This window comes from Bdellovibrio sp. HCB117 (genome assembly GCF_047305915.1).
GTDB lineage: Bacteria > Bdellovibrionota > Bdellovibrionia > Bdellovibrionales > Bdellovibrionaceae > Bdellovibrio > Bdellovibrio bacteriovorus_B.
Genome location: NZ_CP178622.1, coordinates 224,904 through 249,918 on the forward strand (window position 1 = coordinate 224,904; position 25,015 = coordinate 249,918).

The following is a 25,015-nucleotide window of genomic DNA, read 5'->3' on the forward strand; positions in this document are numbered from 1 at the left end:
GATATGGGTTTAACCCTTAAAAAACAACTTTGGTTGCTGTGTGGCGGATTTTTGATTGTACTATCTGGCGTCGCTACACTTTCTTTCGTTAACTCAACCAAGCTGATGAATCAGTTTGATAACGTCGCCAATGTGCAACTGCCCGCGGTTCGAAATATGACATTAGCAGATATGATGCATGATGGATTGCGGTCCGTGGTTTTAGCGTCATTGCTTGCCGCTGAAAACAATCCGGAGCAGTTGAAAGAGATCAAAACAGAAGCGCAGGAAAAGTCAGAGGAATTTCAACAATACCTTGAAGCTCTAGAAAAGCTTCCTTTAAATGATAACACTCGAAATGCGATTCTAGAAACCAAGCCGGAAATGATGAACTACATTGCATCCACAAATAAGATTGTGGATCTAGCCATCGCCGAAGGTTACCGTGCTGCGCTGGTGGAGCTTCCTAAGTTTGAAGCTTCGTTTAAAGTTCTCGAAGGCAAAATGGAAACTTTGGGTGAGTTGATTGAAAAAGATGCGGCTACGGCGCATGAATCCGGTGCGGCCTTCCGCATGATCAACTTATTGATTTCCATCATCGGTGGTTTGTTCTGTTTGGTGATGGGCATCTGGGTGACAGTGAGTTTGGTGCGTCGAATGACTGGCTTTGCTACACGCATTGAAGGCACGGGGAACTCTTTAGAAAACACGAGCACGCATTTGAATAAAGCCAGTCAGGATTTGGCTTCAGGAGCGACTCAGTCGGCCGCTTCACTTGAAGAAACAGTCGCTTCGCTTGAAGAGCTGTCCAGCATGGTGAAGTCTAACTCTGAAAATGCCAAAGCGGCTTCGGGATTATCTCAAGAAAGTTTTGATGCTTCCAAAGCGGGAGCTGAGTCTGTACAAAAACTTATAACTTCGATGGATGCTTTAAGAGCTTCAGCAACGAAGATCGAGGAAGTCAGCCAAGTCATTGATGACATTGCTTTCCAAACAAATCTTTTAGCCTTGAATGCCTCTGTGGAAGCGGCCCGTGCCGGAGAAATGGGAAAAGGATTTGCGGTTGTTGCGGATGCGGTTCGCAGCCTTGCGCAAAGAAGTGCAGATTCTGCTAAAAATATTTCAAAGATGATTCAAGAAAGCGTGCGCCAGATTCATGAAGGTGGCGAAATCGCGAATCAAAGTGGTGAGCTTTTAAATAAGTTTTTAGCTTCAGCTCAAAAAGTTTTAGAGATCAACAATGAAATTGCTGGCGCCAGCCACGAACAAGCTCGCGGTATCACGCTGATCAGTGAAGCCATGAATAAACTTGATCAGGCCTCGCAGAAAAACGCTCAAGTGGCTCAAGAAGTCGCGCAGACCAGTGATCAAATGTCACACTTGTCCCAAGGTATGCAGGACTTAGTGGTTGAGTTAAAGGATCTGGTCGGTCAGCAAACTTGAGTTTGCACAAATTAACAGTCCTTAAGATGACCCCTCCGAAAAGCTTCTTCAGTATGGATCTTTTCGGAGGAGCCCATGTCAGCACAATCCATTCTTGTGACCGCATTTTTTCTTTTCAACTCAAATGCCGTCCATGCAGTTGAAGTTAAGCCACAGATACTGCTTCCCATTCCGGAATCGAGCCAGAGCATTCCGACGAAAAAAATTATTCTTAGCGAAGGAAAAATGATTCGTTATGAGGTGAATGGCATTCTTGAAGCAAAGGCGGAACTGCCTGCCGGCGCGCAAATTGAAATTCCGCTGGAGTACACAAAGAAGTATCTGCCTTTTCGAAATTCTAAAGGAAACCTAGAAAGATCTAGCACGGGTTTCATCCATCCCATTCGCATTCTTTCTGTGCCCGCAGATTATCAAGATGAGTTCACCGTAGAAAAGATCAATGACTTCAATACCACGGCCGGTGGTTTATCTATCTTTGCTTCTATTATTGAAGATATTGAAGGGACCGAAGGCCACTTCGCCATTCATACCACGTCAGAACCTAATGAAGCATTTCTTGAGTACTTTCATGCCGACGGAAGGCCGAAATTTCGCTATTCAAAATCCATTCGTAAAAGATTTGGCTCACGACTCAATCACTTGGTGGATGGCAAATCGTTATCTTCCGAAGAAAGAGAAAAGTGGCGCAGCATTTACTCTGAACTAAAAAGAGCGGCGACACGTACAGAGCCTTCAGAAAAGTCCTATATGATGATTGATTCCAAACTGGCCAAGCGTCTTTCAGCGCAGTTTGAAAAAACGGGTGCCATCTCTACGCGGGGAGCTTGGACCATCGCCACTCGAGCCACGGCTGTTCGTCATGGTTTTGAAAGTGTTCCGTGCGCCGAGTTTCAGTCCGAAGTTTTAAGGCAGGCTTATCAACGCGCAGGTTATCGAGTCACTGATGACTTTAATGAAAACAAAAAGAATCCATTGATCTGGCATCACACGGCGGCGGTGGTAAACTTCTCTGCAGCACTTTATCGAGCTGGTTGGATTCCGTGGGATGCTTCTGTTTATCGTCCCATCACTGGTAGCTTTATCATGCACCAAGTTGGAAAATCACCAGGCCACACATACATATCTGCAGGCGAAGACGGAATGATTGTCGTTGATAATGGCTCACCTCAGGGAAAGGACCTTCGCAAATCCAGTGCTCGTGTGCTGTCTATGATGTATCAGTCAGGCGTCTTCTTTTTACCGCCGGGAATCAACCCGCCCGCTTGGTCAGAGTAAGAATATTTCCTAAAAGACAAAGAACGACGCCGGTAATAATATACGGCGTCCACACAAAGTTTTCAAAAAAACTGGAAAGAGTGATCGCGATCACCGGAGAAATAACGCTGGTGTAGGCCGCTTTTTCAGCACCGATTTTTCCTGCCAAAGATAAATAAGCCCCAAAAGCGATGACCGAGCCGAATAACGCCAAGTAAAGAAGCGCACTTAAGAAACGTGCGTTCAGTGGTATAGCTAAGCTATCGCCATGAATAAGTGCTACGAGTAACGTGAAAATGCTTCCGTAAAGCATTCCCCAGGTGTTTGTGATTAAGACGGGAATACGCAATTGATAACTTTTTTGCGCGACCATGTTTCCAATCGAAGCGGACATGGTCGCAAAAAATCCGATCACAAGACCAAGAATGGTTTTTGAATTCGTATCAAAATGCAGAATCTCGTTAAGAAAAATAAAAACAATTCCTAGGCCACCTAAGAGTGAGCCCACAATCACACTGCGATTAATGGGTTTTTTGAAGAAAACCCTCATGCCGAACATGTTATAATAAATCAAAAGCGTGAAGGTCAGCGCCACCATCCCAGAGCTGATCATTGTTTCCGCGATATAGGTCAGCATGTAGTTCACTGAAAACATGAAAATTCCCTGAAGGGCGAAAAGAACATGTTCTCGACGCTGATACTTAAGATTTTGTTTTTTAAAGAAGCAAAAACCAAAGAGCAGAGCCGCGGCTAATAAGAATCGCCAGAAGACCGAAGTTATCGGAGAAGCTGCATCGACTTGAAATGTGATCACAAGGTAAGTAGAACCCCAGATCAACGTGCAGATGGTATACAGAATTAGGTTATCGAATCGTGCGGTCTTCATGAACTATATGTAACAAAAACGGACTTCGGGGTCACTTCGCATTTGTATGTGAACACACGCTTTCAATCGATCTTTAACCGCCGCTTCATTCAGGCCATAATGTAAGAGAGTTTTATTCGACGGAATTTCAAAAGGAGGTCCCAATGCTTAGAGCCGCGATTATCTTCTTCATCATCGCAATCGTCGCTTTTATCTTCGGAGCTTCAGGAATCGCAGGTATGTCGATGGAAATCGGCCGCCTACTGTTGATGGTATTCCTGGCTTTGGCGGTAATCACTTTCCTTATCAATCTTATCGGTGGGAAACGGGGACACAGGTGACGTCGTTGTTATAGCTTAAGAAATAAAAAAGCCCCAGTAATGGGGCTTTTGCTTTTAACGAAGCTTCTTAGTCTTCGTCGTCTTCGTAATCTTCATCATCCTCATCGTCGTCATCATCATCATCTTCGTCTTCATCCTCGTCATCGTAATCTTCATCAGCTTCGATGCGGATCAACCAACCCTCTTCGTAAGGGTCTTCCATGATAATAGATGGATCTTCAACAACTTGAGTGTTCACTTCAATCACAGTTCCAGACACTGGAGAGTAGATATCCAACGGACCATCGTCAGTCTCTAAAGTACCAATGACAACGTCAGCGTCGATTTTTTCTTGCTCAGCCGGAAGCTCAACAGAAGAGATCTCTTCAAAATCTTCCAAACCGTCTTCGTTGATGCCGATAGTGATAACACCATCTTCCTGACGGATCCAAAGATAACCCATAAAATTTCTTACGTCGTCTGATGCCATTGTCTTTTCCTAAGTTGTGTATTTTTAGAGATTATTCCCTAACCAGGGAAAGATGTCCAGCGGGAGCAAGCAAGCTTGCCCCCACTTCTTTTGAATAGCGCAATTAACAGTCGTAGTACAAGTGGAATTCGTACGGAACAGGTCTTTGCTGAACCGGACGCACTTCTTTGTCGATTTTGTACTGGATCCAAGTTTCGATCAGATCTTCACTGAACACGTCGCCCTTTTTTAAGAAGCTGCAGTTATCGCGAAGATTATTCAAACTTTCTTCCAAAGTTCCAGGGACAGAAGGAATTGCCGCTGCCTCTTGCGGAGGAAGACCGTAAATATCTTTATCAAGTGGATCACCTGGGTGAATCTTATTGATAATACCATCAAGGCCCGCCATCAAGATCGCCGCCTCAGCAAGATAGATATTTGCCGTTGGATCTGGAGTACGGAATTCAATACGACGCGCTTTTGGATTTGGTCCGGAATTCGGGATACGCATTGCTGCAGAACGATTTTTAAAGCTGTAAGCCAATTTTGTTGGTGCTTCGAAACCTGGAACCAGACGTTTATAAGAGTTTGTCGTTGGATTGATAATGCCGCAAAGAGCAGGAGCATGTTTCAAAACGCCGCCAATATAGTAAAGCGCCATTTCAGAAAGACCCGCATATTTGTTACCCGCGAAAAGATTTTTTCCATCCTTCCACAAAGACATATGAATGTGCATTCCAGAGCCGTTATCACCGAAAACAGGTTTTGGCATGAACGTCGCTGTTTTGCCGTAACGTTTTGCCACGTTTTTAACGATGTATTTAAACCACATCATTTTATCGCCCATGTTCAAAGCTGTATCGAAGCGGAAGTTGATCTCGCCTTGACCTGCAGAAGCTACTTCGTGGTGATGACGTTCCACTTGCATTCCGCATCTTTCAAGTTCCAAGCAGATCTCGGTGCGTAGATCTTGTTGTGTGTCTGTTGGAAGAGCTGGGAAGTAACCTTCTTTGCTACGTACTTTGTAACCCAGGTTACGGCCGCCTTCATCGCGACCCGTGTTCCAAACAGCCTCTTCGCTGTCGATCATATAGAAAGCGGAGTTGCTGGTTTGTTCATAACGAACATCATCAAAGATAAAGAATTCAGCTTCAGGACCGAAGTAAGCCGTATCGGCAATGCCTGTTGACTGCATGTAAGCGATCGCTTTTTTTACCAGCTGACGAGGGTCGCGGTTGTAAGGCTGCAGAGTCTCTGGCAAACAAACGTCACAGATAAGTGAAAGAGTTGGAACCTGCATGAATGGATCCATCATGGCTGTGCTTGGATCCGGCAAGATGATCATGTCAGATTCTTCAATACCTCTCCATCCGCGGATAGAACTTCCGTCAAAGCCGAAGCCGTTTTCGAAAGTTTCATCAGTCAATTGATGAAGGGGAACAGTTAAGTGTTGCCAAGTTCCGATCATGTCACAGAACTTGAGATCTACCATCTTTGCGCCTTTTTCATTGGCGAACTTCAGTACGTCTTTACCAGTCATCTGGGTCATTTGGGCCTCCGAGCCTTGCTTAAAAAAACAATCCTAAAGTGCCTGCTCGTCCTTCTCACCAGTGCGAATGCGAAGAACAGATTCCACAGGAATCACGAAGATTTTTCCGTCACCAATTTTTCCTGTGTGTGCAGTTTTACGAATAGCCTCTACTGCGCTATCGATCAGAGCGTCAGGCAGAACTACTTCTATTTTTATTTTTGGTAGAAAATCGACGACGTATTCGGCGCCCTTGTAGACCTCGGTACGTCCTTTTTGTCTTCCGAACCCGCGAACTTCTGAGACAGTGATACCTTCTACGCCGACTTCTGCTAGTGCGTCGACGACATCATCGAGCTTGAAGGGTTTTATGATCGCCTCAATTTTTTTCATTGAACCTTTTGTTCGGGAAAACGTTGTGAAGAGGATAGCAAGTTCACGCAAGAATGCAAAAACTGTTAAAGTCATTTAATTTTTTTAATTGCCAATAACGCAAAACAGAAACTGTCACTTCTTGGAAAAAAAGAGCAACTGCTCAGAAAGCGGCTTGCGGTGCCCTGTGGTTTTTGGTACACACGGGACCTCTTTTAGGAAAAGCCACTATTGTTGTCGTACTCGGGGGGGATAATGACTACAACACGTTTTTTCGTCTACGGATCTTTCTGTGAAGGCATGGTTCACTTTAACAAGATCCAAAATTTCTTGGAATCTTCAGTACTTGCGCGCGTTAAAGCGACGGCTTACCGATTAAAAGTAGGCTTTCCGGCTATTGTTAAAGCCGGCAGTGACCTGGTTCCAGGTCAGCTAGTGGAACTGAAAAGCTCAGAGTTGCTTTTGAGCCTCATGGATGAGTTCCACGGCTACAACCGCCACGATCCAGAGCAGAGTCTTTATTCTAGAGAAGAAGTGGATGTGTATCCAGAAGGCGCATCGACTCCAGTCCGCGCTTGGATTTACTTCCTAAATCCATTAAAACTTCCGGTGAATGCCGCTGTGATTCCTGGCGGAGACTGGAAACGTTCTCTGGAAGAACATCCATCTTTGACGTCGAAGCTTTCAGAAAAGCAAGTGACGTACATTCAAAAGCTAGGAAAATCGACTGGCCGAGAGATTGTTCCTATTGACCTGACTTTGTATCGCGAACTCATGAACTTAGAGCTGATCGTCGATAAAGGTCGTCGTTTAGCTTTATCCAAACTTGGCCAAGAGGTTTATAAGCATCTTGCCTAGTTCTGATTCGCAAAAACTTTTCCGCATTGTTCTTATCGAGCCCGAAATTCCGCAAAACACCGGAAACATCGGGCGCACCTGTGTTGCCACCAACTGCGAACTGCACTTGGTCGGCAAAATGGGTTTTGAAATCAACGACACCAACTTAAAACGCGCTGGTCTCGATTACTGGCCCCATCTTTCCTGGCACCGTCACGCCACATTTGAAGACTGGTGGAGCAAAGTCGAAGACACATCCCGCATCTGGCTCTTCACAACAAAAACAAAACGCACTTACTTCGAACCCAAATTCCAACCCGGCGACTGGTTCGTCTTCGGAAAAGAAACCAAGGGCCTGGATCCTGACCTCTTACTAAAATACCCAAACCAAACAGTAACAATCCCCATGATCGGCGAAGGAGCGCGCAGCCTAAACCTCGCTACTAGCGTTGCTATTGCTGCTTACGAAGGGGTTCGTCAGGTTAATTATTCGAAGTAGTTCTTTGCTTCACACGACGGATTTGCGCTTGGAAAGTGGGCTTAGCCTTAACCGCTGAGTCGCTTCGGCGGGCACGCCCTCCAGGCTCAGTCGGTGCCGAGCCTTTGGCTCGGTTCGCGCCATCGTGGCGCCACCGAAGGCCCTTCTTCGGACTCATCGCTTAAGGCTAAGCCCACTTTCCAAGCGCAAATCTGGTGTAAAGAAAATCTTTTTCGGAAAAGAACTGATGTACTTGTATGCGAGAATTTAGAAATGCGTAGGAGTTTTCTGTAAGCTTCCGCGAGTGGTTTTTCTGGCCTTCGGCGTTTTTTAAAAAGCGCTATGAGTATTAATTAAAAAATTTTAAAAGACGAAACCAACTTAATTTTAGTCATCAAAATATTCACAATTTATTTGTCGCTACCTCTGACGCAAAGACGAAGACGGGGAATGAAGAGGAAAAATAAAGTTCCACAAAGTTAGCTTATGCGAGCCTTCTTGGAGGGGAATTTAGGTGGTGTGTCTCCGAAGACAGGCCTTTGCCGGCGCCACGATGGCGCGAACCGCACAAAGTGCGGCGGCAACTGAGCCCGGATGGCGTGCCGAACGAAGCGAGAAACACCACCTAAATTCCCCTCCAAGAAGGCGTCGTCCGAAGCCAACCTTTCGTCGAGGAAATGTATCTTTTCCGAATGAATGACGCAGACTAGTTATGGCACGTTACCTTGCCGCCTTAATGGATTTGGGTCTATTCTCTAAGACTATGATTACACAAGCGCTTACAAAAATTTTCGGTACGAAGCATGATCGTGAAATGAAGAAGATCCAGCCTACAGTGGATCGTATCAATGCCCTAGAGCCAAAGATGGCGGCTCTCACGGATGAACAACTTAAAGCAAAGACTCCAGAGTTCCAAGAGCGTCTTCGAAAAGGCGAAACTGTTGATGATATTTTGCCAGAGGCGTTTGCGGTTTGTCGTGAAGCTTCGAAGCGCGTTTTGGGAATGCGCCATTACGATGTTCAGATGATCGGTGGTATCGTTCTGAATCGCGGTAACATTGCCGAGATGAGAACGGGTGAAGGTAAGACGCTTGTGGCGACTTTGCCAGTTTATTTGAATGCGCTTACAGGTAAGGGTGTGCATCTTGTGACAGTGAATGACTACCTAGTACGTCGTGACGCTGAATGGATGGGTCGTCTTTACGGTTGGTTGGGTCTTACGACAGGTATCATCGTTCATGGTTTGAACGATCAACAACGTAAGCAAATGTATGCTTGTGATATCACTTATTGCACGAACAATGAATTGGGCTTCGACTATCTTCGTGACAACATGAAGTTTGATTTGAATGACTACGTTCAACGTGGTCACAACTTCGCGATCGTGGATGAGTGTGACTCCATCCTCGTGGACGAGGCTCGTACGCCGCTGATCATTTCAGGTCCTGCGGAATCTTCGACGGATAAATACTATGCGGTGAACGCGATCATCCCTCACTTGAAGCGTGATGTTCACTTCACGATGGAAGAAAAAACGAAAACAGCTTCTTTGACTGACGAAGGTAACGCGAAAGTTGAAGAGTTGATGGGTCTTTCAAATCTTTACGATCCACAAAACATCGAAATTCTTCACCACGTTTACCAAGGTTTGAAGGCTTACTACCTTTACCGTCGTGACGTAGAATACATGATCAAAGATGGCGAAATCGTGATCGTGGATGAGTTCACGGGCCGTCTGATGCCGGGTCGTCGTTGGAGTGATGGTCTTCACCAAGCGATCGAAGCTAAAGAAGGCGTTGAAGTTAAATCTGAAAACCAAACTTTGGCGACAATCACTTTCCAAAACTACTTCCGTATGTACACGAAGCTTTCAGGTATGACGGGTACGGCGGATACAGAAGCGGTTGAGTTCAAAAAAATCTACAACCTTGATGTGAATGTGATTCCAACAAACAGACCTATTCAACGTAAAGACCAAGAAGACGTTGTGTATAAGTCTGAAAAAGCAAAATACAAAGCGATCACTGCCGACATCAAAGAGCGTATCGCCAAAGGTCAGCCGATCCTTGTTGGTACCGAGTCTATTGAAAAATCTGAATCTTTAAGTGCGTATCTTCGTAAAGAAGGTATTAAGCACGAAGTTCTTAATGCGAAACAACACGAACGCGAAGCCGAGATCGTAGCGCAAGCCGGTCGTAAGGGCGCTGTGACTATTGCTACCAACATGGCCGGTCGTGGTACCGACATCATGCTGGGTGGTAACGCAGAAATGTTGGCAAAAGCTTCTGTAGGCAATGATGATTCACCAGAATTCCAAGAAGCCTTGGCAAAAGTTAAACCTCAAGTTGAAAAAGAGCGTGCGGAAGTGCGTGAACTTGGCGGTCTTTATATCATCGGTACAGAAAGACACGAATCTCGTCGTATCGACAATCAGCTTCGTGGTCGTGCTGGTCGTCAAGGGGACCCAGGTGAGTCTCGCTTCTATCTATCTCTAGAAGATAAATTGATGAGAATCTTCAATGGTGAGCGCATCCAGAAAATCATGGAAATGCTGAACATCCCTGAAGATGAACCAATCACCGCAAAAATGGTTACGAATGCGATTGAAGGTGCACAACGTAAAGTCGAAGGTCACAACTTTGATATTCGTAAAAACTTGATGGAGTACGACTCTGTCATGAACGCGCAAAGAAACGCGATCTATGGCATGCGCCGTAAGGTCTTAGAAGGCCAAGAGATCGAAAGAACCACTTTGGATTGGTTGGGTGACGTGGTTTCTAATCTTCTTGATACTTACGCTCCAGAGGGCGGCAAGAAAGAAGATTGGAGCATGGATGGTTTGAACAACTCTCTTGTTCAAAGCTTCGGTTTCAAAATTGATTTCGCTAACATGCCAATCAACTCTGATACGGTGACAGACGCTGTGAAAAACGGTGTTAAAGAAGTTTTTGAAAAACAAAAATCTTCAATGGGTCCTTTCTTTGAACAAGTTCAAAAAATGATTCTTCTTCAAAGCATCGACCATCACTGGAAGAACCACCTTTACGTGATCGATAAATTAAAAGAAGGTATCGGTCTTCGTGGTTATGCTCAGAAAGATCCTTTGATCGAGTATAAAAAAGAAGCCTTTAAAGCTTTTGAAAACTTGAATAACACGATCAAGAGCGATGCGATCGAAAAAATCATGCGTGTTCAATTGGTAGCGCAGCAATCAGAAGAACAAGTTCTTGAAAGCTTGCGCCCGGAAGAAGCGGATCTGGATGAGTTGGATTATTCTTCTCCTTCAGAAACTGACATTGGTCACACTCTTCCAGAAGTTGAGACTTCGGCAGATGCACCAACACGTAAGATGACTTTCCAAAGCGGACCTCGTGATGATCGTCCGATGAATCGTGAAGAACGTCGTCGCCTTGAAAAACAAGGTAAAGGAAAAAGATAATTGATCCCTTGTCCGAGTTGCCAGTCACCGGTAGAGATTCTTGATAAGCATTTGGGGACGTTATTCACGTGCCCCCATTGCAACGCAGTTTACTTTATCGATTGGAACGGACAGCCTGAGATGGCGGAGCATGAACCTGAAGCTCCGCCGGAACCTGAAATACAATCTGGTACAGAATTCGAAGGTGGAGCTGATTTTCAAGCGGGCACTTCTTTCGAAAATCCTACGCCGCAAGATTTTAATGCCTATGGTGTAAATCCGGTTGAGCCCGCGCAAGACTTTTCTGCCGGCGCTGAGCCGACGGTTTATCAAGGACAGATTCCACAAGAAGTTCCCGAAGAAAACACGCCTCAGGAAGATCCTTATTTAACTCCCGCGGATGAGATTCCTCCGGGCAGTGAATTTGAAGTTCCAGGTGGTGTTAATTATCAAACTTCGGATTCTTCTTACGATACGCCGGTAGAGGCTCCTGTCGAGACGCCTTTAGAAGAACCGTCAGAGCCTATTGAAGAGGCTCCTTACGATTTCTCTCAGACTTTAGATCGCATGCCGGAGTCGACCACGAATGTGGCGACGCCCGATACTCCCGACTTCTCGGACGTGACTGATTTTGCCAATGCCGACACCTTGGCTGGCCCAATGACCTATGCCGTGATCATTGAGGGTATAGAGTCCAGTCACCTGGTGATGCAGCTTAAAGAGGCTATGACGGATTCCCGCTTTGGTTGGGATGTGACTGAACTTCTAAATCAGATTGGTCAGGGAAGACTGGTCCTAAAAGGCTTGTCTCCGGCTAAAGCCAGCGTCCTAATCAACCGAATTAAATATCTGCCTTTTAAAATTTCTTGGAGGCAAGATGTACTCTCTGGTTCTTAAAATTTCGTTGAGCTTTTTGACACTATCTTCGGTGGCGGTGGCTAATGAAGCTCCGGCTGCTGAACATGGCGAAGCCCCTAAAGAAGGTGCAAAAGCCGAAGCTCCTCCGAAAGAAATCAAATCCAGTGAAGATTCTTATGCCGTTGTACAAGCACGCGTGCAGGCTTTAGAAGCCAAAGTGCGTTCTGCCGAAACAGAAATTCAGAAGCTCATCACTGAGAAACAACAAACAAAAGACTCTGCGCGTGTTGCCGAGATCATCAATCAGATGAAAACGTTGCATAAAGATCTGAACACGAACGTGAAAGAATACGATCAACAGCGGGCTCTTTTGAAATACCGTTATCCAGAAAAAGGTCAAACAGAGAAGCGCGAGTACGAGCGCATCGAAGTGAAATCCATTGAAGAAATGGAAACTCAGATGAGCTTGGGGAACTCCGTGAAAAAGACTTTGCAAAAGGTGCGCATTCAATACGAGAAGCCTAACAAAAATGAAATGGGACATACGGTTGCCGAAGAAAAGAAAAAGTCCCCAGAGTCCGCGCCAAGTATCGTTGATCCGGTCATCCTAAAGAAGTAATAGTTCCTATATTGACTCTTATTTTGGACGTTATTTAATACTCCTCAGGGACACTGAGGGGTTTCAATGAAACAATTTTCTTTCTTAATTGTATCGGCGTTAACGATCACAGCTTGTTCAGGTGGAGGCGGCTCCGGATCCGAAGCGCCGGTTGATCAATTCCGTCCTTTTGAAAAGCCAGCCAATGCGATGACGGCGGCGGATGTTACCTACTATACGGATCTCAACAAAGCCTTAATAAAAATCGTTCCCGCACCCAATGCTATCTTCACCTCTGTTGTCAGCGGGGCATCCGCAAAAACAGTGGAGGTTGAAGAAAGGCAAAAATCCATCGAAAAACTTTCACCTGAAGGTGTGGCTCTTTTAAAGAGAATCAAAAAAGAATGTGAAGTCTTTCCCGCTTTCGGGGCGCAGTGGGGAGACACGCAAATTCGTGAAGGTTCTGTTTCGGGTGAACGGGCCCAGATGTCGATTGCAGCAAAAGGATGTCCGCTCAGCTTCGTCGAAGAAGGTGAAGCTATCACTCGCGTAAATAGCGTGCGCGCTGATAAATCTTCGCAAGTCGCAGAAATTTCAAATCAAGTGACTCTTAAACAGAAAGTGTTCAGTGTAATTCAAGATCCAAAACTGCGCGAATCCACGAAGGTGGAACAATATACGTTAGAGCTGATTTCTGTAGGTAACGCCGACGTTAAAATTGAAAAAGAAAAGATGTCGATGATTATGAAAATCAGTGGAGCGGGACGTGTGGCTGTAAAGCTGGCAGATGGCGACACCGTCAGTGGACCACTTAAGCTACAGATGAGCGTAAATAGCGCGACCGGTGAAATGCAGATGCAGTATCTTATGGACTTACAGACCTTGCGCGGAGCTTTGCGCATCGTCGCAGTTGCTTCGCAGGCGCAGACGGAGCTTTACATTAATGGAGAAAAAGCGGACCCAGCAGGGTTTGGCGATGCCATCAATCCGAAAAAAGGTCTGGGCCAAGCTCCACAGGCTTTCCGTAAGTTTTATTCCTTGTTGAAGTAATTATGACATAGATTGGGACGACCGCTTGACGGAAAAGCGTTCTTCCCACATGATAGATTCATATCCACGAACCAGGAGGGCCTATGATTGTAAAATTCAATAAATCAAACAACAGCTCTCTGGGTCTATTCGCTTAGTTTTAAATTCCTAAGACAATTCAAATCCACGAGAGCTCCATTTTTCCATTAACTTGAAAAACTATTGGAGTTTTTGCGTGAATTCATACTCACACCTCAATTCTTGGGGATGGGATTTATTTTTTGAACTACAAATTGAAAACAAAGAAGACGATCTGAAGTTGGCGCGCGTGATTGGTCAGGAAAGAGACCTTTACCGTGTGACATTTGGTGAATCGACCAGCCTTTTGGCGCAAGTATCAGGACGCTTTCGTCATGATTTTGCAAATGCGCCTGGCGCGTTTCCCGCCGTGGGCGACTGGGTGCTTTGCCGTATGGAAGAGCATCAAGACAAAGCTCTTATCCAAAAAGTTTTAGACCGTCGCACGTGTTTTTATCGTCGCGATCCGGGGCAAGGTGTGCAAGTCGTCGCGGCGAATGTCGATGTTGTCTTCATTGTGACGTCACTCAATCGCGATCTGAACGTCAATCGTTTGGATCGATACTTGAGTATTGCGTGGGATAGCGGCGCCTCGCCTGTTATCGTGTTGAGCAAAGCCGACTTAGTCGAAAACGCCGAAAGTATTCTGCATGATCTTGAAAACACTTATATCGGAGTTCCGATTTACGCCGTCAGTGTCTTTGAACCGCAGACGTGTGAGGGCTTAAGAAAATATTTGAAACCAGGAAAAACAGCCGTTCTTATGGGATCTTCCGGCGTTGGAAAATCCACGTTAACGAACTTTTTTCTGGGCGAAGAGATTCTTAAAACTCAAAGTGCTAGAGAAGACGACGATCGCGGTCGCCATACCACCACATCTCGCAGCTTGTTTCGTCTGAAAGAAGGAGCTGTGTTGATGGACACTCCGGGTATGAGGCAGTTGGGATTGCATGATCAGGAAGAAGGCGTGCAGGAATTATTTTCGGACATCCTGTCTCTTTCAGAGCAATGTAAATTCCGAGACTGCGCCCATAATCAAGAACCCGGTTGCGCTATTCATAATGCTTTATCCAACGGAGATTTGGATCCCGACCGATGGGAAAGCTACTTGAAACTGCAAAAGGAAGCGTCTTATCAGGAGCGTCGATTGGATCCCGCGAAAATGGCGGAGGAAAAGAAAAGATGGAAGAAAATACATCTGGCCGCTAAAGTTCATATGGCAAGAAAGAGCCGGGGAGAAATCTAACCCCGGCTTCGGCCGCTTCTTTTTTGTATTAAAATGAGACAAAAGAAAGTGGCGGCCTTTCAAGCTTCTTAGTAAACTAGTAGCATAGAAGGATGGGGGAACTATGCTCCGTTATTTGGCTATTCCTGTCGTGATAATCGGTCTTTTGACGACAGCCTGTCAGACGTCAATGCTAAAGCAGTTTGGCGAAGTAAAACCCGGCATGGAAAAAGATGACGTTCTTGATTTAATGGGAAGCCCCTCTCGCACCCAACGCTTTCATGGGAAAGACCGTTGGACCTATGTTTTTTATGACGATCGCATCCGTTTTGAAAAAGAAGTTCAGTTCTTTAATGGCAACGCCATCTATGTAGGTGATATTTCTCAACCAGAAGTCACGAAAACGGCGATGGCCGTTGATGCTATCAATGATCAGAAGAACAAAGAGATCGACGAACAAATCGCCAAAGAAGTCGAGCAACACCGCAAAGAGTATAGCGATTATGAAGCGAAAGCTCGCGGCGAAGATAAAGTCCGCTACGTCCCTGAATTTGAATCTATTCGCTAGCTTTTAAGATAAGCGGTTCGCCAAGAACCGAGATGACTTCGTACCCGTTGATCTGCAAAGTGTCTTCGGGGTTTATTCCGTAAAACTTCACGCCTGTCCAAGTCCATTCCGTCGGCCAAAACTCGACAACGTGTCGGAAAAAAATCTTTCCTTCTTCGCGGGACCCTTCCGCGGCTATAGGAAACTCATACTGAGAGGTAGGACTTTTTAAAATCTTGGAAAATGGAATGGGTAAAGTATCGATGTGGCGTTGATCGGCCGCAACCGTACAAGGAACACGCACGATCATTTGTGGAATTTCTCCAGAAAACGCAATTCCTTCCGCCGCAAAAATTAAATCCACCGTAGGATACTGTTCGCAGGCAAAAACCTTGCTTCCCGAATCATTCTTCATCAAGAAAAGGCCCAGACGCATTGCGGGCCCTTGAGATGTCGAAATGACCGAGGCTTCTTTTAAAACTTGGTACTTAAATGCTTTTTTAAATTGTTCAGGAGATGCTTCAGTCAAATCATAATCAAACGTGGTCGCAGTGACAGCGGCACCTTCTTCAGTAGAGGCAACACCACGAAGTTGATTCACTTTTTTATTAAGAAGTAAGACACCGAAAGGCAATGCAGCCATTAAAAGCACGAGGCTTATCATGCGCGACATTTTTTGCAGATTCGTTTTTTCTTTTTTCATCTTAATACTCGCACTTGATCGTTTCACGATCGGCTGCAGTTAAAGAGTCTCGTTTCACGGCACCATTTAATGTCGACCACATCACACTCGGCACTGTGCGATGTTTTAATCCCAGCACATGTCCCAGTTCGTGGATCATAAGACTTTCTAAATGAACATCATAGGGTGTCGTTGCTTTATCGACGAAGAAATTGAAGTACTTATGATCAACGGCAATATCAGATTCGTAAATCTGATTTCCGCGCCAATAAAGATTCGTGACCGCTTGCAGGGTCTTTTGGGCTTCCGGCCACGTCTTCATCCAATGGACGGTGTTCGTAGCGTTACGTGTAACTTCAGTGCCCAGATTCGCGCCTGTTCTATCAAATCGGAAAAGCGTCATGCCGGCAGCATCATTCCAATGCTGAGCAGCCCGTTTAATCACTTCATCATATTCAGGCGGGTATTCGCTATGAAGTTGCAGCACAACAGGAATATTGAGCTTCCAAGACACACGTTGACCATAACTATTTTGAATGAAGCCGCAGTCGGTTTCAGCGGCGCTGGCCAAATGATCATCATCTCCAGGTCCTAAAGAGGGACCTTGCTGGCAAGACACAAGGGCGATGGCAGCGGAAATGAGGAAAAGCAATTTATACATATCCCTCAGTTTACACGAACTTTATTTTCAAATCTGTGAATAGAAAGTGCTTAAAAGAAAAGCTCGACCTAGGTCCTAGGTCGAGCTGAAGCGCTTAGAAGTAAGAATCGGCCCAATCAATCAAAGTGCCGTTGATCCAAGAAATTTTTTCTTTCTGAGTGATGCGACGGCCGCCTTTCAAAAAGTCTAAAACTTCTTTTCGCATGTCCAAAGCTGTGGGCTCATGCAAAATCAAAGCGCCGCTCTCTGTGTCGTGGATGAAGCTACGACGATTTAAATTCACGCTACTGATAAAACTTAATTTCTTATCAATAACTAGAATCTTTGCATGCATGATCGAGCGTGAATCTGTCCACTCATAGATCTCAACATTTTTCAAATGGCGGTTGATCCCTTCTTTATTTACGTCTTCCGCAATTTGTGGGGTGCCGTCACCTGCTAGGTGGATACGAGTTAAGATCTTCACTTTGACTCCACGTTGGACGGCGCGATCCAAAGCCGCGCTGATGGCCACAGAAGGACGGAAATAAGGTGTCGTCAGTAGCAACTCGAACTGAGCTGAATCAATCATATTGATATAGAACTTTTCCAGCTGGAAACCGTCAAAGAAAGGCAAAGACATCACATGGCGAACCAACGGATAGAGGTTCGGTAAAGCCGTCAAACGTAAAACCTGACTTTGGGAAGCCGCTTGCGGGATGTTTACATTCGTTGAGCGGAAGCGATTGGATACGGGATCGCGCATCCAGAATGAAAGCATTTGCGCCATTACAGACTGAATGAAGGGATGACCGCGCATCTCAACTTCGAAATCATTGTAGTAAATGTAAGGCTCTTCGCCTTCACCGTAGTTCTTCAAATACTTGTAGGCTTTGTAGAACGGAGTATCACTGAAGATGTAAGAGTCACGGATATTTCTTCCGCCCGTGATCAAGAAGCTATCCTTCCAGTTCGTCGAAGAATACCCCATAACGATTTTCGTGTGATTCACGCGGTGAAATTTATCAAGCCAAGAGCCGTCTTTGGCTTCTGATAAACGATACTTATAATATTGAACCTTCACGTTGGGCATTCCAAATGCCAACCATTCAAGAATACGCTTATCCTTTTTAGTCATGGTCACTTCGGGTACCAGAACGCGAATCTGTGTGCCACGCTCGGCATGATGACGAAGGGCACGCGCCAGCACCATTCCATAAAAGTCAGCAGAAAAGTTCAAAGAGGAAACCCAAATAATATCGAACTTAGGTGCTTTATCGAAATTCAGGGCCGCCATGGGATTTTTGTCATTAAAATCTTTTCTGGATAGAGGAGAGCCCGTTAAAGAAAGCACGCGGCGATTCATTGAAAGATACGGATCGCGCAAGTTGATCAGTTTATCAAAGCTTTGTGGGCACGTCGTAAATAGATAGTCCTGTTGCCAGAAAAAATTTGTCACATTGTTGCCACCAAAATTTCCGACAGGACGGGCACACACATCAATTTGATTAGTGAGCTTAACCCATTCCGGCGTTGTCATTGCAACGTCGACAAGCTTGATCGTATGAGTCCACTTACGGTCTTTATCCGGATCATAGTATCTGAGCTGACAACTTCTAACACCCGGAGAAAGCTTTACCCTCACGCGCTGGCCATTTTCTTTGTTGAAATACCAGTTGAATTCATACACGCGACCGCGTGTTTCGTTTTGGAAGAATAAAAATCCTGATTGATAAATAATATCGCCGTCGCAATCCAATCGCGCCTTAAGATATTTTTGACGTTGATCTTGTCGGTCTCCGGCAAAGGGCGTTGTTTCGACCGGCAAATTGTTCATAAGGCGCAGAGAATAGTTAGAATAGAAACGGTGCTCAAGCGGGAAAGCGTTTGTTGCGTTGATATCCTCGCTTTTAAACTCGTTCAGGTTCGTGATTTCGACGATCTCTTCTTTTTCAAATAGTGGTGAACGGAAAGACGCTGAAAACCAAGGCCCTAAGCCGTCCCATTCACGCAATGAAAGTTTTGATGAAAGGACGTCGACTTCTTGTTGGCGCTCTTTCCAAAGACGGTCGACTTGATCGCGCACATAAGGATCTTGATACATACGACCATCAAAAGCTTGAGGTGCGCTCAGACCTGTTTGTGTTTGGAAGAACTGCTGATTCGCTCTCCAATCGTTGTTCCAGAACTTAGAAAGCTCTAAATCGATTTCCTGGATACGATTCACACGTTGATCATCATAGATGACCGAACTCGGTGTTCGCTGAGCGCTAGTACATGCCGACACTACCAAAATTATTGCGAATAAAACGGAGAGACGTTTCATTCTTTGTAGTTCGGTTATCTATACGGAAAAGTTTAGGTTTTCAGGCGGGAATTCTAAAATTGAGACGGTGAATTTGGATTAAATTTTCAGAAGGGCCTAAGAACAAAAAAGGAGGCTTTTCGGCCTCCTTCTAAAGTCGAGTCTTATTCAAAGAACTCTGCCATGGCATTGTCGTCGCGGAAGTAAGTTTTGAAGTCCTTACTTACGAAAGAGCTTTCAACAATGCGGCCTTCCGTGCAGTCTTGGTACTTGTCTTCGCTTTCATCTTCATAATCGAAGTCACAAGAAGCCGTGTCCCAAGCTTTTTCAGAATATGTGATTTTGTAGCCAATAAGATTTGAAGACTTAAAGATCGCAACCACTTCGTCTAAACGCGTGTCACCTTCGGATTGATAGTCGCCTTCAAGAATAGTGTCCGCCCAGATGTTGGATTGGTGAATCATGATCTTATTCAAAAGATTCAGATCCTGCTTCGTCAACAAGCCAGATGATTTTCCGTTTGAGTAAACAACCGTGTGGTAAAAAGGTTTTTCGCAAACATCGTCGCAAGCCTGGTTGTATTGTTCCATCGTATCGTAGAAATCGCGGCCACCAACGAAGTACTCGTCAGCTTGAGCCGTCAAAGAAAGAGTCGCGATAACCAGGAAGCCTAAAAACTTCTTCATATATCCTCCGAGATGGCCGAATATAAACGCCATCACGTCGAAAAGTGCAATGCAAAATTGGAATGATATTATCAACGGAAAGCTAGTTGGGAGCCAATTCCATCAATTTGCGCTTCAAAATCTTGCCGCTATCGCCCTTAGGTAAGGACGGTAAAAACACAAAATGCTTAGGGATTTTGAATTTTGCCAGATTTCGAACGCAGTGTTGGTGCAGCTCATCCGCGGTCAGTCTTTCTTGGCCTGCCACTATAAAAGCTTTACCCACCTCGCCCCATTTTTCGTCAGGAACGCCAATGACGGCCGCTTCCAATACCGAAGGATGAGTGCGAAGAATTTGTTCAATCTCCGGAGGATATACGTTTTCTCCACCCGAGATGAACATGTCTTTTTTGCGTCCGACGACGTAGTAATAGCCTTCAGAATCCCGGCGTACAAGATCGCCGGTGTAAAGCCAGCCCTCTTTGATGGCTTCATTGGTGGCTTTTTCATTGTGCCAATACCCCTGCATGCACATCGGTCCACGCAGAATCAATTCACCGACCTCATTGTCTTTAAGCTCTTTGCCTTCCATATCGACTACTTTGGCTTCGATATAAAAGTTGGGAAATCCAATAGAGCCGATTTTTCTAAGCGCATCTTCTTCATTTAAAGAAAATACGTTCGGGCCAAACTCCGTCAGGCCATAACCCTGACGAACTGGAATCCCTTTTTTGTCCCAAATACGAATTAATTCAATCGGCATCGGTTCGCCGCCCACGATGGCATAGCGAATGTTAGAAAGATCCACTTTATTAAAAAGTTCTGAGCGCGCCATCATATCCATTGTCGTGGGAACTCCGAAAAGCAGGGTCGCTTTTTCCTTGGCGCTGAGATTTAAAATTTGATCGGCATCAAACTTCTTTAAGAAAACTACTTTAGCGCCGCGATGAATGAATGGCGTCGTCAGAACGTTCCAACCTCCCGTATGAAAGAAGGGGAGGAAGATCACAGTGCAATCGTTTTGCGAGATATTCAAACGCAGGGTCGTGTTGATCGAGTTCCAGAAGATCATCTTGTAGGTCAAGATGGCTCCTTTGGGAGAACCCGTTGTGCCCGAGGTGTACATGATCATCACAGGATCATTTTCTTGTGAAGTGAAGGAATACTCTTCGGCAGGACCGCTAGATTCTAAGAAACTTGCAAAGCTGTTATCACCCTGAAGCTTTAAAAGCTCGGGCTTTAAAGACGAAGGTAGATTTTGCACAACCTCGCGATAGGCCTCTTGAAACAGAACTAATTTGGGCGAAGAATCCGAGATGATGTGATCCACCTCACGTTGAGTAAGACGGAAGTTTACCGGCACCATGATGGCGCCCAGGCGCTGCAAGGCAAAGAAAAGAAAAACGTATTCCAGTTCATTGGTGGCAAGGACCGCCACGCGATCCCCTTTACGAATGCCAAACTGGTTGTGCAGGTAGTGAGCTCCGCGATTGGCCAAATCAAAAAGCTTGGCGTAAGAAAATTCACGTCCCGTATCGCCATCTTTGATAGCGATATTGTGAGGCGAATAAAGTTTCCAGCGTTTCAGCCAATCCAGTTCCATTATGTGTCGTATCCCCATTCAAGTGCGAGGGCGGCCATGCTCATACCACCGCCAGAGCCCAACATAAAGACCATATCACCTTTTTTCATCTTCTTTTGGCGGGCAGCATCGGCCAAAGCCATTCCAATAGAGGCAGAGCCCGTATAGCCGAAGCGATCCATTACGTAATGGGCGCGTTCACGAGAAAGGTTTAACTTATCCATCGTTTCGTAAATGCTCTGAACGTTAAACTGAGTGATGAAGAAATGCTTGATGTCTTCAGGCTTCATGCGCTGACGGTCTAAAAGCATGTTCGTCAAACGCGGCCAGTGAATGCCGTTTGTTTCTGGTGGAATGCGTTTCGGGAAAGCCAATAGATGGCCTTTGTTTTCAACCACTTCATGAGTTACAGGTTGCGCCGTACCTCCGGCGTAAATTCCCATGTAGTCGTGATATTGTCCGTCGGTGTACATTTGACTATCGATAAAGCCGCGCGTGTCTTTCGCGGGTTGAATGACAACGGCGCCGGCACCATCCGCAAACAACGAAGCGATTTTGTAGTCGTCAAAGTTCAAATACTTACTCATGCCGTAAGCACCAACGACCAGAACGTTTTTATATTTTTCGTCAGCGGCAATGTATTTTGAAGCAATATCACAGCCCACAACAAAACCCGCACACGCCGTATTGATGTCGTAAGTTCCTGCATTCACTGCACCCATGCGATAAGCGACAACCGAAGCGGTAGAAGGAGAAAGGTAGTCGGGAGTGTCTGTAGATACGATGATAAGATCTAAATCTTTCGCGGTAATACCCGCATTTTTCATCGCCTCTTCCGCCGCGGGAATAATAAGATCTGATGTGCGCTGATCTTTTTCCATCCAGCGACGTTCGCGAATATTACGGCTTTCGCTTAAGAAAGTGCCGATATCTTTTTTATACAAATCATTAAAGTACTGATTTGTAATCACACGCTCAGGCGCGTACATCCCTGTTCCTACAATTGTCGCTGTTCTTTTGCTCATTGTTTTTCCTTTGCGAATTCGCTTAACTACAAACCATTTTATCGATTTGGCAAGAAAAGAAATTTAGTGCATTTACTCTATTCACAGAGCGAAAAAGTGCGATTTTCTTTGACGGGATGGGGGCTTATTGGGTTAAGCCCATTGAATGACAAATATTAATTTTGATTTTAAAAATAAAAATGCAATCGTTACTGGCGGCGCTGCCGGTATCGGTTTTCAAATCACACAAAAATTTCTAGAAGCCGGCGGCAACGTTTCTATCTGGGATTATTCTGAACAGGCTTTGCAGACGGCAAAAACTGAATTCGCTAAATACGGAGCGCAAGTTCACGTTGCACAAGTTGATGTGACGAATCGTGAGTCAGTTGTAAAAGCGGCGTCTTCATTGCCATGGGCTGTGGATATCCTTGTGAATAACGCCGGTATCACACGCGATAAGTCTTTTGCGAAAATGGGACCTGAAGATTGGGATGCTGTTATCAGCACAAACCTAACAGGTCTTTTCAACGTTACAAAAACGTTATTAGAAAAATTCAATGCAAGCTCGAACCACAAACGCATCATTAATATCTCCTCCGTGGTTGGGCTTTATGGAAACTTTGGTCAAACGAACTATGCAGCAGCAAAAGCGGGCGTGATCGGTATGACGAAAACTTGGGGAAAAGAATTGGGCCGTAAGGGCTTCACTTCGAATGCCATCGCTCCAGGCTTCATTATGACGGCGATGACGAAGGCCATGCCGAAAGAAGTTCTTGAAGGTATGGCTGCCAAAGTTCCTGTAACTCGCCTTGGTGAAACTGAAGATATTGCAAACGCATGTTTGTTCTTGGCAAGTGAACAAGCGAGCTATATTAACGGCACGGTCTTGAGTGTTGATGGTGGAATTGTATTGTAAGTAATTAGGCCCTTTTTTGATCTTGAAACTGTTCTGGGGGAATTATGAAATCAGTTTTGTTAGCGGTTTTTGTAGTGGTCTCTGCTTTGTTTGTTTCGATGGAGTCTGTGGCTCAGTCGAAAGCTTATAAAGGATTTGTGGCGCTTTCGGCGACGAAGGAACTTTATGTTGATTATGTTCCTGCGGAAGCAAAACAGCCGACAGTTATTTTGATCAATGGTCTTACTTACAGCACTCGTCAATGGGATAACTTCACTGACAATCTTGTTGCGAAGGGCGTTGGTGTTCTTCGTTACGATCCAATCGGTCAAGGTCAGACTCTTTTAAAGTATGCGCCGATCCTTGCACCAATTCCCTATCAAGATCAGATCGTGGATCTGAAGGCTCTTTTAGAGAAAATGAAAATTAAAGGCCCTTATAATTTAGTTGGGCTGTCTTACGGTGGCGGCATTGCCGCAGGCTTTGCCGCTGCTTATCCAACTCTTGTGAAGAACTTGGTGCTCATGGCGCCCTTCACTCGTCCCCTGGATGGAACAGACAACTGGATTAAGGCGCAGATCTGGGCAACTCGTCAGATTTTCCCGTTCAATAAAATGTCGGATGATGATTTGTATGATTACTATCTCCATCAGATCGTCTATGCCACGTATCCGCAGGCAGAACCGATTGTCCTGGAAAATCCATTTAAGCTCGAAGCAACTTATCGCCTCGTACAAGGAATTCGTAAGGCTCGTCCGATTGATTTCACTCACACAATTCCAAATCGTGCTTTGCATTTGATGATTGCTCGTCAAGATCAGTACATCAATACAAGTGTGCTAGATGAGTACTGGGATGCCGTTCCTGAAGAGGCGCGTGCTAGCCGTCTTTACATCAACGGTTCTGAACACAAGATGGTGGAGGCCGTTCCTTACTTCACGGCAGCTTGGGTTTACGAGATCGTGACTGGCAATAAACGTCTTTATAAAGGTGATGACTTTGAAGGTTATCCTTTCCGTGGCGAAGTTCGTGCGGGACAGGAAAATATCAAAGTAGGTCGCGAATGATTCACGTCGAGGTAAAATCCGGCTTAGTTCCTGAAGATGTTTTCTTCATCCACGGCAATCTGGCTTCAAATCGCTGGTGGTTGCCGTCCGAAGAAATTTGGATGAAAGAAGCTCAAGGTAAGAACTATCAAGGCTCATTGATCTATGCCGAGTTTCGCGGTTGTGGCGGTAGCACGCCTCCAAAAAGCTCTGATGAAGTGAACATGCATCTTTTTGCAGAAGACTTCATTGAAGTCGTTCGCTCGCTAAAAAAGGGACCGGTTCACTTGGTGGGTCATTCAACAGGCGGACTGATTGCTTCCTTAATGATGGCTAAAGCGCCAGAACTTTTCGGAAAAGCGATTTTGCTGGACTCCGTGGGTGCGCAAGGTGTGACGTTCGACACTTCCATGATCACTGCTTTTGAACAAATGAAGCAGGATAAAAATCTAACGGGCGTGGTTCTAGGATCTACGATTCATAATAATAATCCCGAGTCGAAATTCTTTAAGGATGTCTTGGTAGAAGATGCTTTTCACGCCGTGAAAACCGTCGGTCATTGGGTTCTTCAAGCCCTAGATGGATTAGATATTCGCGAAGAAATTCAAAAAATTAAGAATGAAGTGCTCGTTCTTCACGGTGAGCACGACAAGCTTTTACCGATGTCGGATTCTGAGGCTCTGGCTTCTTTGTTTTCGCGAGGAAAATTTCAAGTTATCGAAGGTTTGGGCCACTGTCCCAACATCGAATCCCCTGAAAAGTTTGTGAGCATCACCCGCAACTTTTTGTTTCATCCTCTTTGATGCCCAGTGTCGCATCATTAGAACCTCGACTGGGTCGGCTTAATTAGTTGCCGACCTTAGTCTTTTAAGATACTTAGAACAATACATTACAATAT

23 protein-coding genes and 1 pseudogene are annotated in these 25,015 nt (G+C 45.3%); 14 read left to right on the forward strand and 10 right to left on the reverse strand.

Features of this window, described 5'->3' with window-relative positions:
- The first annotated feature begins 3 nt into the window (after positions 1–3).
- The gene (locus ACLWBD_RS01175) at positions 4–1,422 is read left to right on the forward strand and encodes a methyl-accepting chemotaxis protein (RefSeq protein WP_413569249.1); all 1,419 of its coding nucleotides are present in this window, start codon (positions 4–6) and stop codon (positions 1,420–1,422) included.
- A gap of 75 nt (positions 1,423–1,497) precedes the next feature.
- Positions 1,498–2,697 carry a hypothetical protein gene (locus ACLWBD_RS01180; RefSeq protein WP_413569250.1) on the forward strand — a complete coding sequence of 400 codons (1,200 nt, stop codon included), beginning with the start codon at positions 1,498–1,500 and terminating at the stop codon, positions 2,695–2,697.
- On the opposite strand, the gene ACLWBD_RS01185 is transcribed toward ACLWBD_RS01180, so the two are convergent.
- Positions 2,672–3,562, reverse strand: coding sequence for a DMT family transporter (locus ACLWBD_RS01185; RefSeq protein WP_063206075.1), 891 nt, complete (start codon positions 3,560–3,562; stop codon positions 2,672–2,674). The genes ACLWBD_RS01180 and ACLWBD_RS01185 overlap by 26 nt on opposite strands.
- Positions 3,563–3,705: 143 nt before the next feature.
- Between ACLWBD_RS01185 and ACLWBD_RS01190 the strand changes: the two genes are divergently transcribed.
- A complete protein-coding gene (locus tag ACLWBD_RS01190) occupies positions 3,706–3,882 on the forward strand; it encodes a DUF1328 family protein (protein ID WP_081111042.1) in 177 nt (58 codons plus the stop codon).
- 67 nt (positions 3,883–3,949) lie between these two features.
- Here the strand turns inward: ACLWBD_RS01190 and ACLWBD_RS01195 are convergent, their stop codons facing one another.
- The 3 genes from ACLWBD_RS01195 to ACLWBD_RS01205 all read right to left on the reverse strand — a co-directional run bounded on the left by ACLWBD_RS01195 (position 3,950) and on the right by ACLWBD_RS01205 (position 6,251).
- Positions 3,950–4,351: a glycine cleavage system protein H gene (locus ACLWBD_RS01195; RefSeq protein ID WP_063206076.1), complete on the reverse strand. Its 402-nt coding sequence runs from the start codon at positions 4,349–4,351 to the stop codon at positions 3,950–3,952.
- 103 nt (positions 4,352–4,454) lie between these two features.
- Positions 4,455–5,870 carry a type I glutamate--ammonia ligase gene (gene glnA, locus ACLWBD_RS01200; protein WP_063206616.1) on the reverse strand — a complete coding sequence of 472 codons (1,416 nt, stop codon included), beginning with the start codon at positions 5,868–5,870 and terminating at the stop codon, positions 4,455–4,457.
- 42 nt (positions 5,871–5,912) lie between these two features.
- Positions 5,913–6,251: a P-II family nitrogen regulator gene (locus tag ACLWBD_RS01205; RefSeq protein ID WP_063206617.1), complete on the reverse strand. Its 339-nt coding sequence runs from the start codon at positions 6,249–6,251 to the stop codon at positions 5,913–5,915.
- Between the two features lie 234 nt (positions 6,252–6,485).
- Here ACLWBD_RS01205 and ACLWBD_RS01210 point away from each other — a divergent pair, with 234 nt between their 5' ends.
- The 8 genes and pseudogenes from ACLWBD_RS01210 to ACLWBD_RS01245 all read left to right on the forward strand — a co-directional run bounded on the left by ACLWBD_RS01210 (position 6,486) and on the right by ACLWBD_RS01245 (position 15,319).
- On the forward strand, positions 6,486–7,088 hold the full coding sequence (locus tag ACLWBD_RS01210; RefSeq protein ID WP_413569251.1) for a gamma-glutamylcyclotransferase: 603 nt from the start codon (positions 6,486–6,488) through the stop codon (positions 7,086–7,088).
- Complete coding sequence (locus tag ACLWBD_RS01215; RefSeq protein ID WP_063206077.1) at positions 7,081–7,566, forward strand: tRNA (cytidine(34)-2'-O)-methyltransferase; 486 nt, start codon at positions 7,081–7,083, stop codon at positions 7,564–7,566. The genes ACLWBD_RS01210 and ACLWBD_RS01215 overlap by 8 nt, the downstream gene beginning before the upstream one ends.
- 742 nt (positions 7,567–8,308) lie before the next feature.
- Positions 8,309–10,777: pseudogene (gene secA / locus ACLWBD_RS01220) on the forward strand (preprotein translocase subunit SecA); the annotation flags it as partial.
- A 327-nt stretch (positions 10,778–11,104) separates the two neighbouring features.
- Positions 11,105–11,860, forward strand: coding sequence for a hypothetical protein (locus tag ACLWBD_RS01225; protein ID WP_413569252.1), 756 nt, complete (start codon positions 11,105–11,107; stop codon positions 11,858–11,860).
- Entirely contained in the window at positions 11,841–12,440 is a 600-nt protein-coding gene (locus ACLWBD_RS01230; RefSeq protein ID WP_413569253.1) for a hypothetical protein, read from the forward strand. Before ACLWBD_RS01225 ends, ACLWBD_RS01230 begins: the two co-directional genes overlap by 20 nt.
- A gap of 66 nt (positions 12,441–12,506) precedes the next feature.
- Positions 12,507–13,469, forward strand: a complete 963-nt coding sequence (locus ACLWBD_RS01235; protein WP_063206080.1) for a hypothetical protein — start codon at positions 12,507–12,509, stop codon at positions 13,467–13,469.
- A 214-nt stretch (positions 13,470–13,683) separates the two neighbouring features.
- Complete coding sequence (rsgA, locus tag ACLWBD_RS01240; RefSeq protein ID WP_413569254.1) at positions 13,684–14,772, forward strand: ribosome small subunit-dependent GTPase A; 1,089 nt, start codon at positions 13,684–13,686, stop codon at positions 14,770–14,772.
- Between the two features lie 103 nt (positions 14,773–14,875).
- Positions 14,876–15,319 carry an outer membrane protein assembly factor BamE gene (locus ACLWBD_RS01245; RefSeq protein WP_413569255.1) on the forward strand — a complete coding sequence of 148 codons (444 nt, stop codon included), beginning with the start codon at positions 14,876–14,878 and terminating at the stop codon, positions 15,317–15,319.
- Here the strand turns inward: ACLWBD_RS01245 and ACLWBD_RS01250 are convergent.
- From ACLWBD_RS01250 to ACLWBD_RS01275, 6 genes are all read right to left on the reverse strand, one after another.
- Positions 15,309–16,001 carry a hypothetical protein gene (locus ACLWBD_RS01250; RefSeq protein ID WP_063206082.1) on the reverse strand — a complete coding sequence of 231 codons (693 nt, stop codon included), beginning with the start codon at positions 15,999–16,001 and terminating at the stop codon, positions 15,309–15,311. The two genes, ACLWBD_RS01245 and ACLWBD_RS01250, sit on opposite strands and share 11 nt — an antisense overlap.
- A gap of 1 nt (position 16,002) precedes the next feature.
- On the reverse strand, positions 16,003–16,641 hold the full coding sequence (locus ACLWBD_RS01255; protein WP_063206083.1) for a matrixin family metalloprotease: 639 nt from the start codon (positions 16,639–16,641) through the stop codon (positions 16,003–16,005).
- A gap of 94 nt (positions 16,642–16,735) precedes the next feature.
- Positions 16,736–18,907 (reverse strand): phospholipase D-like domain-containing protein, encoded by a 2,172-nt coding sequence (locus ACLWBD_RS01260; protein WP_413569256.1) that lies wholly within the window; start codon positions 18,905–18,907, stop codon positions 16,736–16,738.
- 182 nt (positions 18,908–19,089) lie between these two features.
- Positions 19,090–19,611 (reverse strand): hypothetical protein, encoded by a 522-nt coding sequence (locus tag ACLWBD_RS01265; RefSeq protein ID WP_063206084.1) that lies wholly within the window; start codon positions 19,609–19,611, stop codon positions 19,090–19,092.
- Positions 19,612–19,693: 82 nt separating this feature from the next.
- The gene (locus ACLWBD_RS01270) at positions 19,694–21,193 is read right to left on the reverse strand and encodes a class I adenylate-forming enzyme family protein (RefSeq protein WP_413569257.1); all 1,500 of its coding nucleotides are present in this window, start codon (positions 21,191–21,193) and stop codon (positions 19,694–19,696) included.
- Positions 21,193–22,197, reverse strand: a complete 1,005-nt coding sequence (locus ACLWBD_RS01275) for a ketoacyl-ACP synthase III (protein WP_063206086.1) — start codon at positions 22,195–22,197, stop codon at positions 21,193–21,195. Before ACLWBD_RS01275 ends, ACLWBD_RS01270 begins: the two co-directional genes overlap by 1 nt.
- A 145-nt stretch (positions 22,198–22,342) precedes the next feature.
- Here ACLWBD_RS01275 and fabG point away from each other — a divergent pair, with 145 nt between their 5' ends.
- From fabG to ACLWBD_RS01290, 3 genes are read left to right on the forward strand one after another with little or no spacing between them, the layout of a single operon-like run.
- On the forward strand, positions 22,343–23,092 hold the full coding sequence (gene fabG, locus ACLWBD_RS01280) for a 3-oxoacyl-ACP reductase FabG (protein ID WP_413569258.1): 750 nt from the start codon (positions 22,343–22,345) through the stop codon (positions 23,090–23,092).
- Between the two features lie 44 nt (positions 23,093–23,136).
- Positions 23,137–24,138 (forward strand): alpha/beta hydrolase, encoded by a 1,002-nt coding sequence (locus ACLWBD_RS01285; RefSeq protein ID WP_413569259.1) that lies wholly within the window; start codon positions 23,137–23,139, stop codon positions 24,136–24,138.
- The gene (locus ACLWBD_RS01290; RefSeq protein WP_413569260.1) at positions 24,135–24,920 is read left to right on the forward strand and encodes an alpha/beta fold hydrolase; all 786 of its coding nucleotides are present in this window, start codon (positions 24,135–24,137) and stop codon (positions 24,918–24,920) included. The genes ACLWBD_RS01285 and ACLWBD_RS01290 overlap by 4 nt, the downstream gene beginning before the upstream one ends.
- Positions 24,921–25,015: the final 95 nt, after the last annotated feature.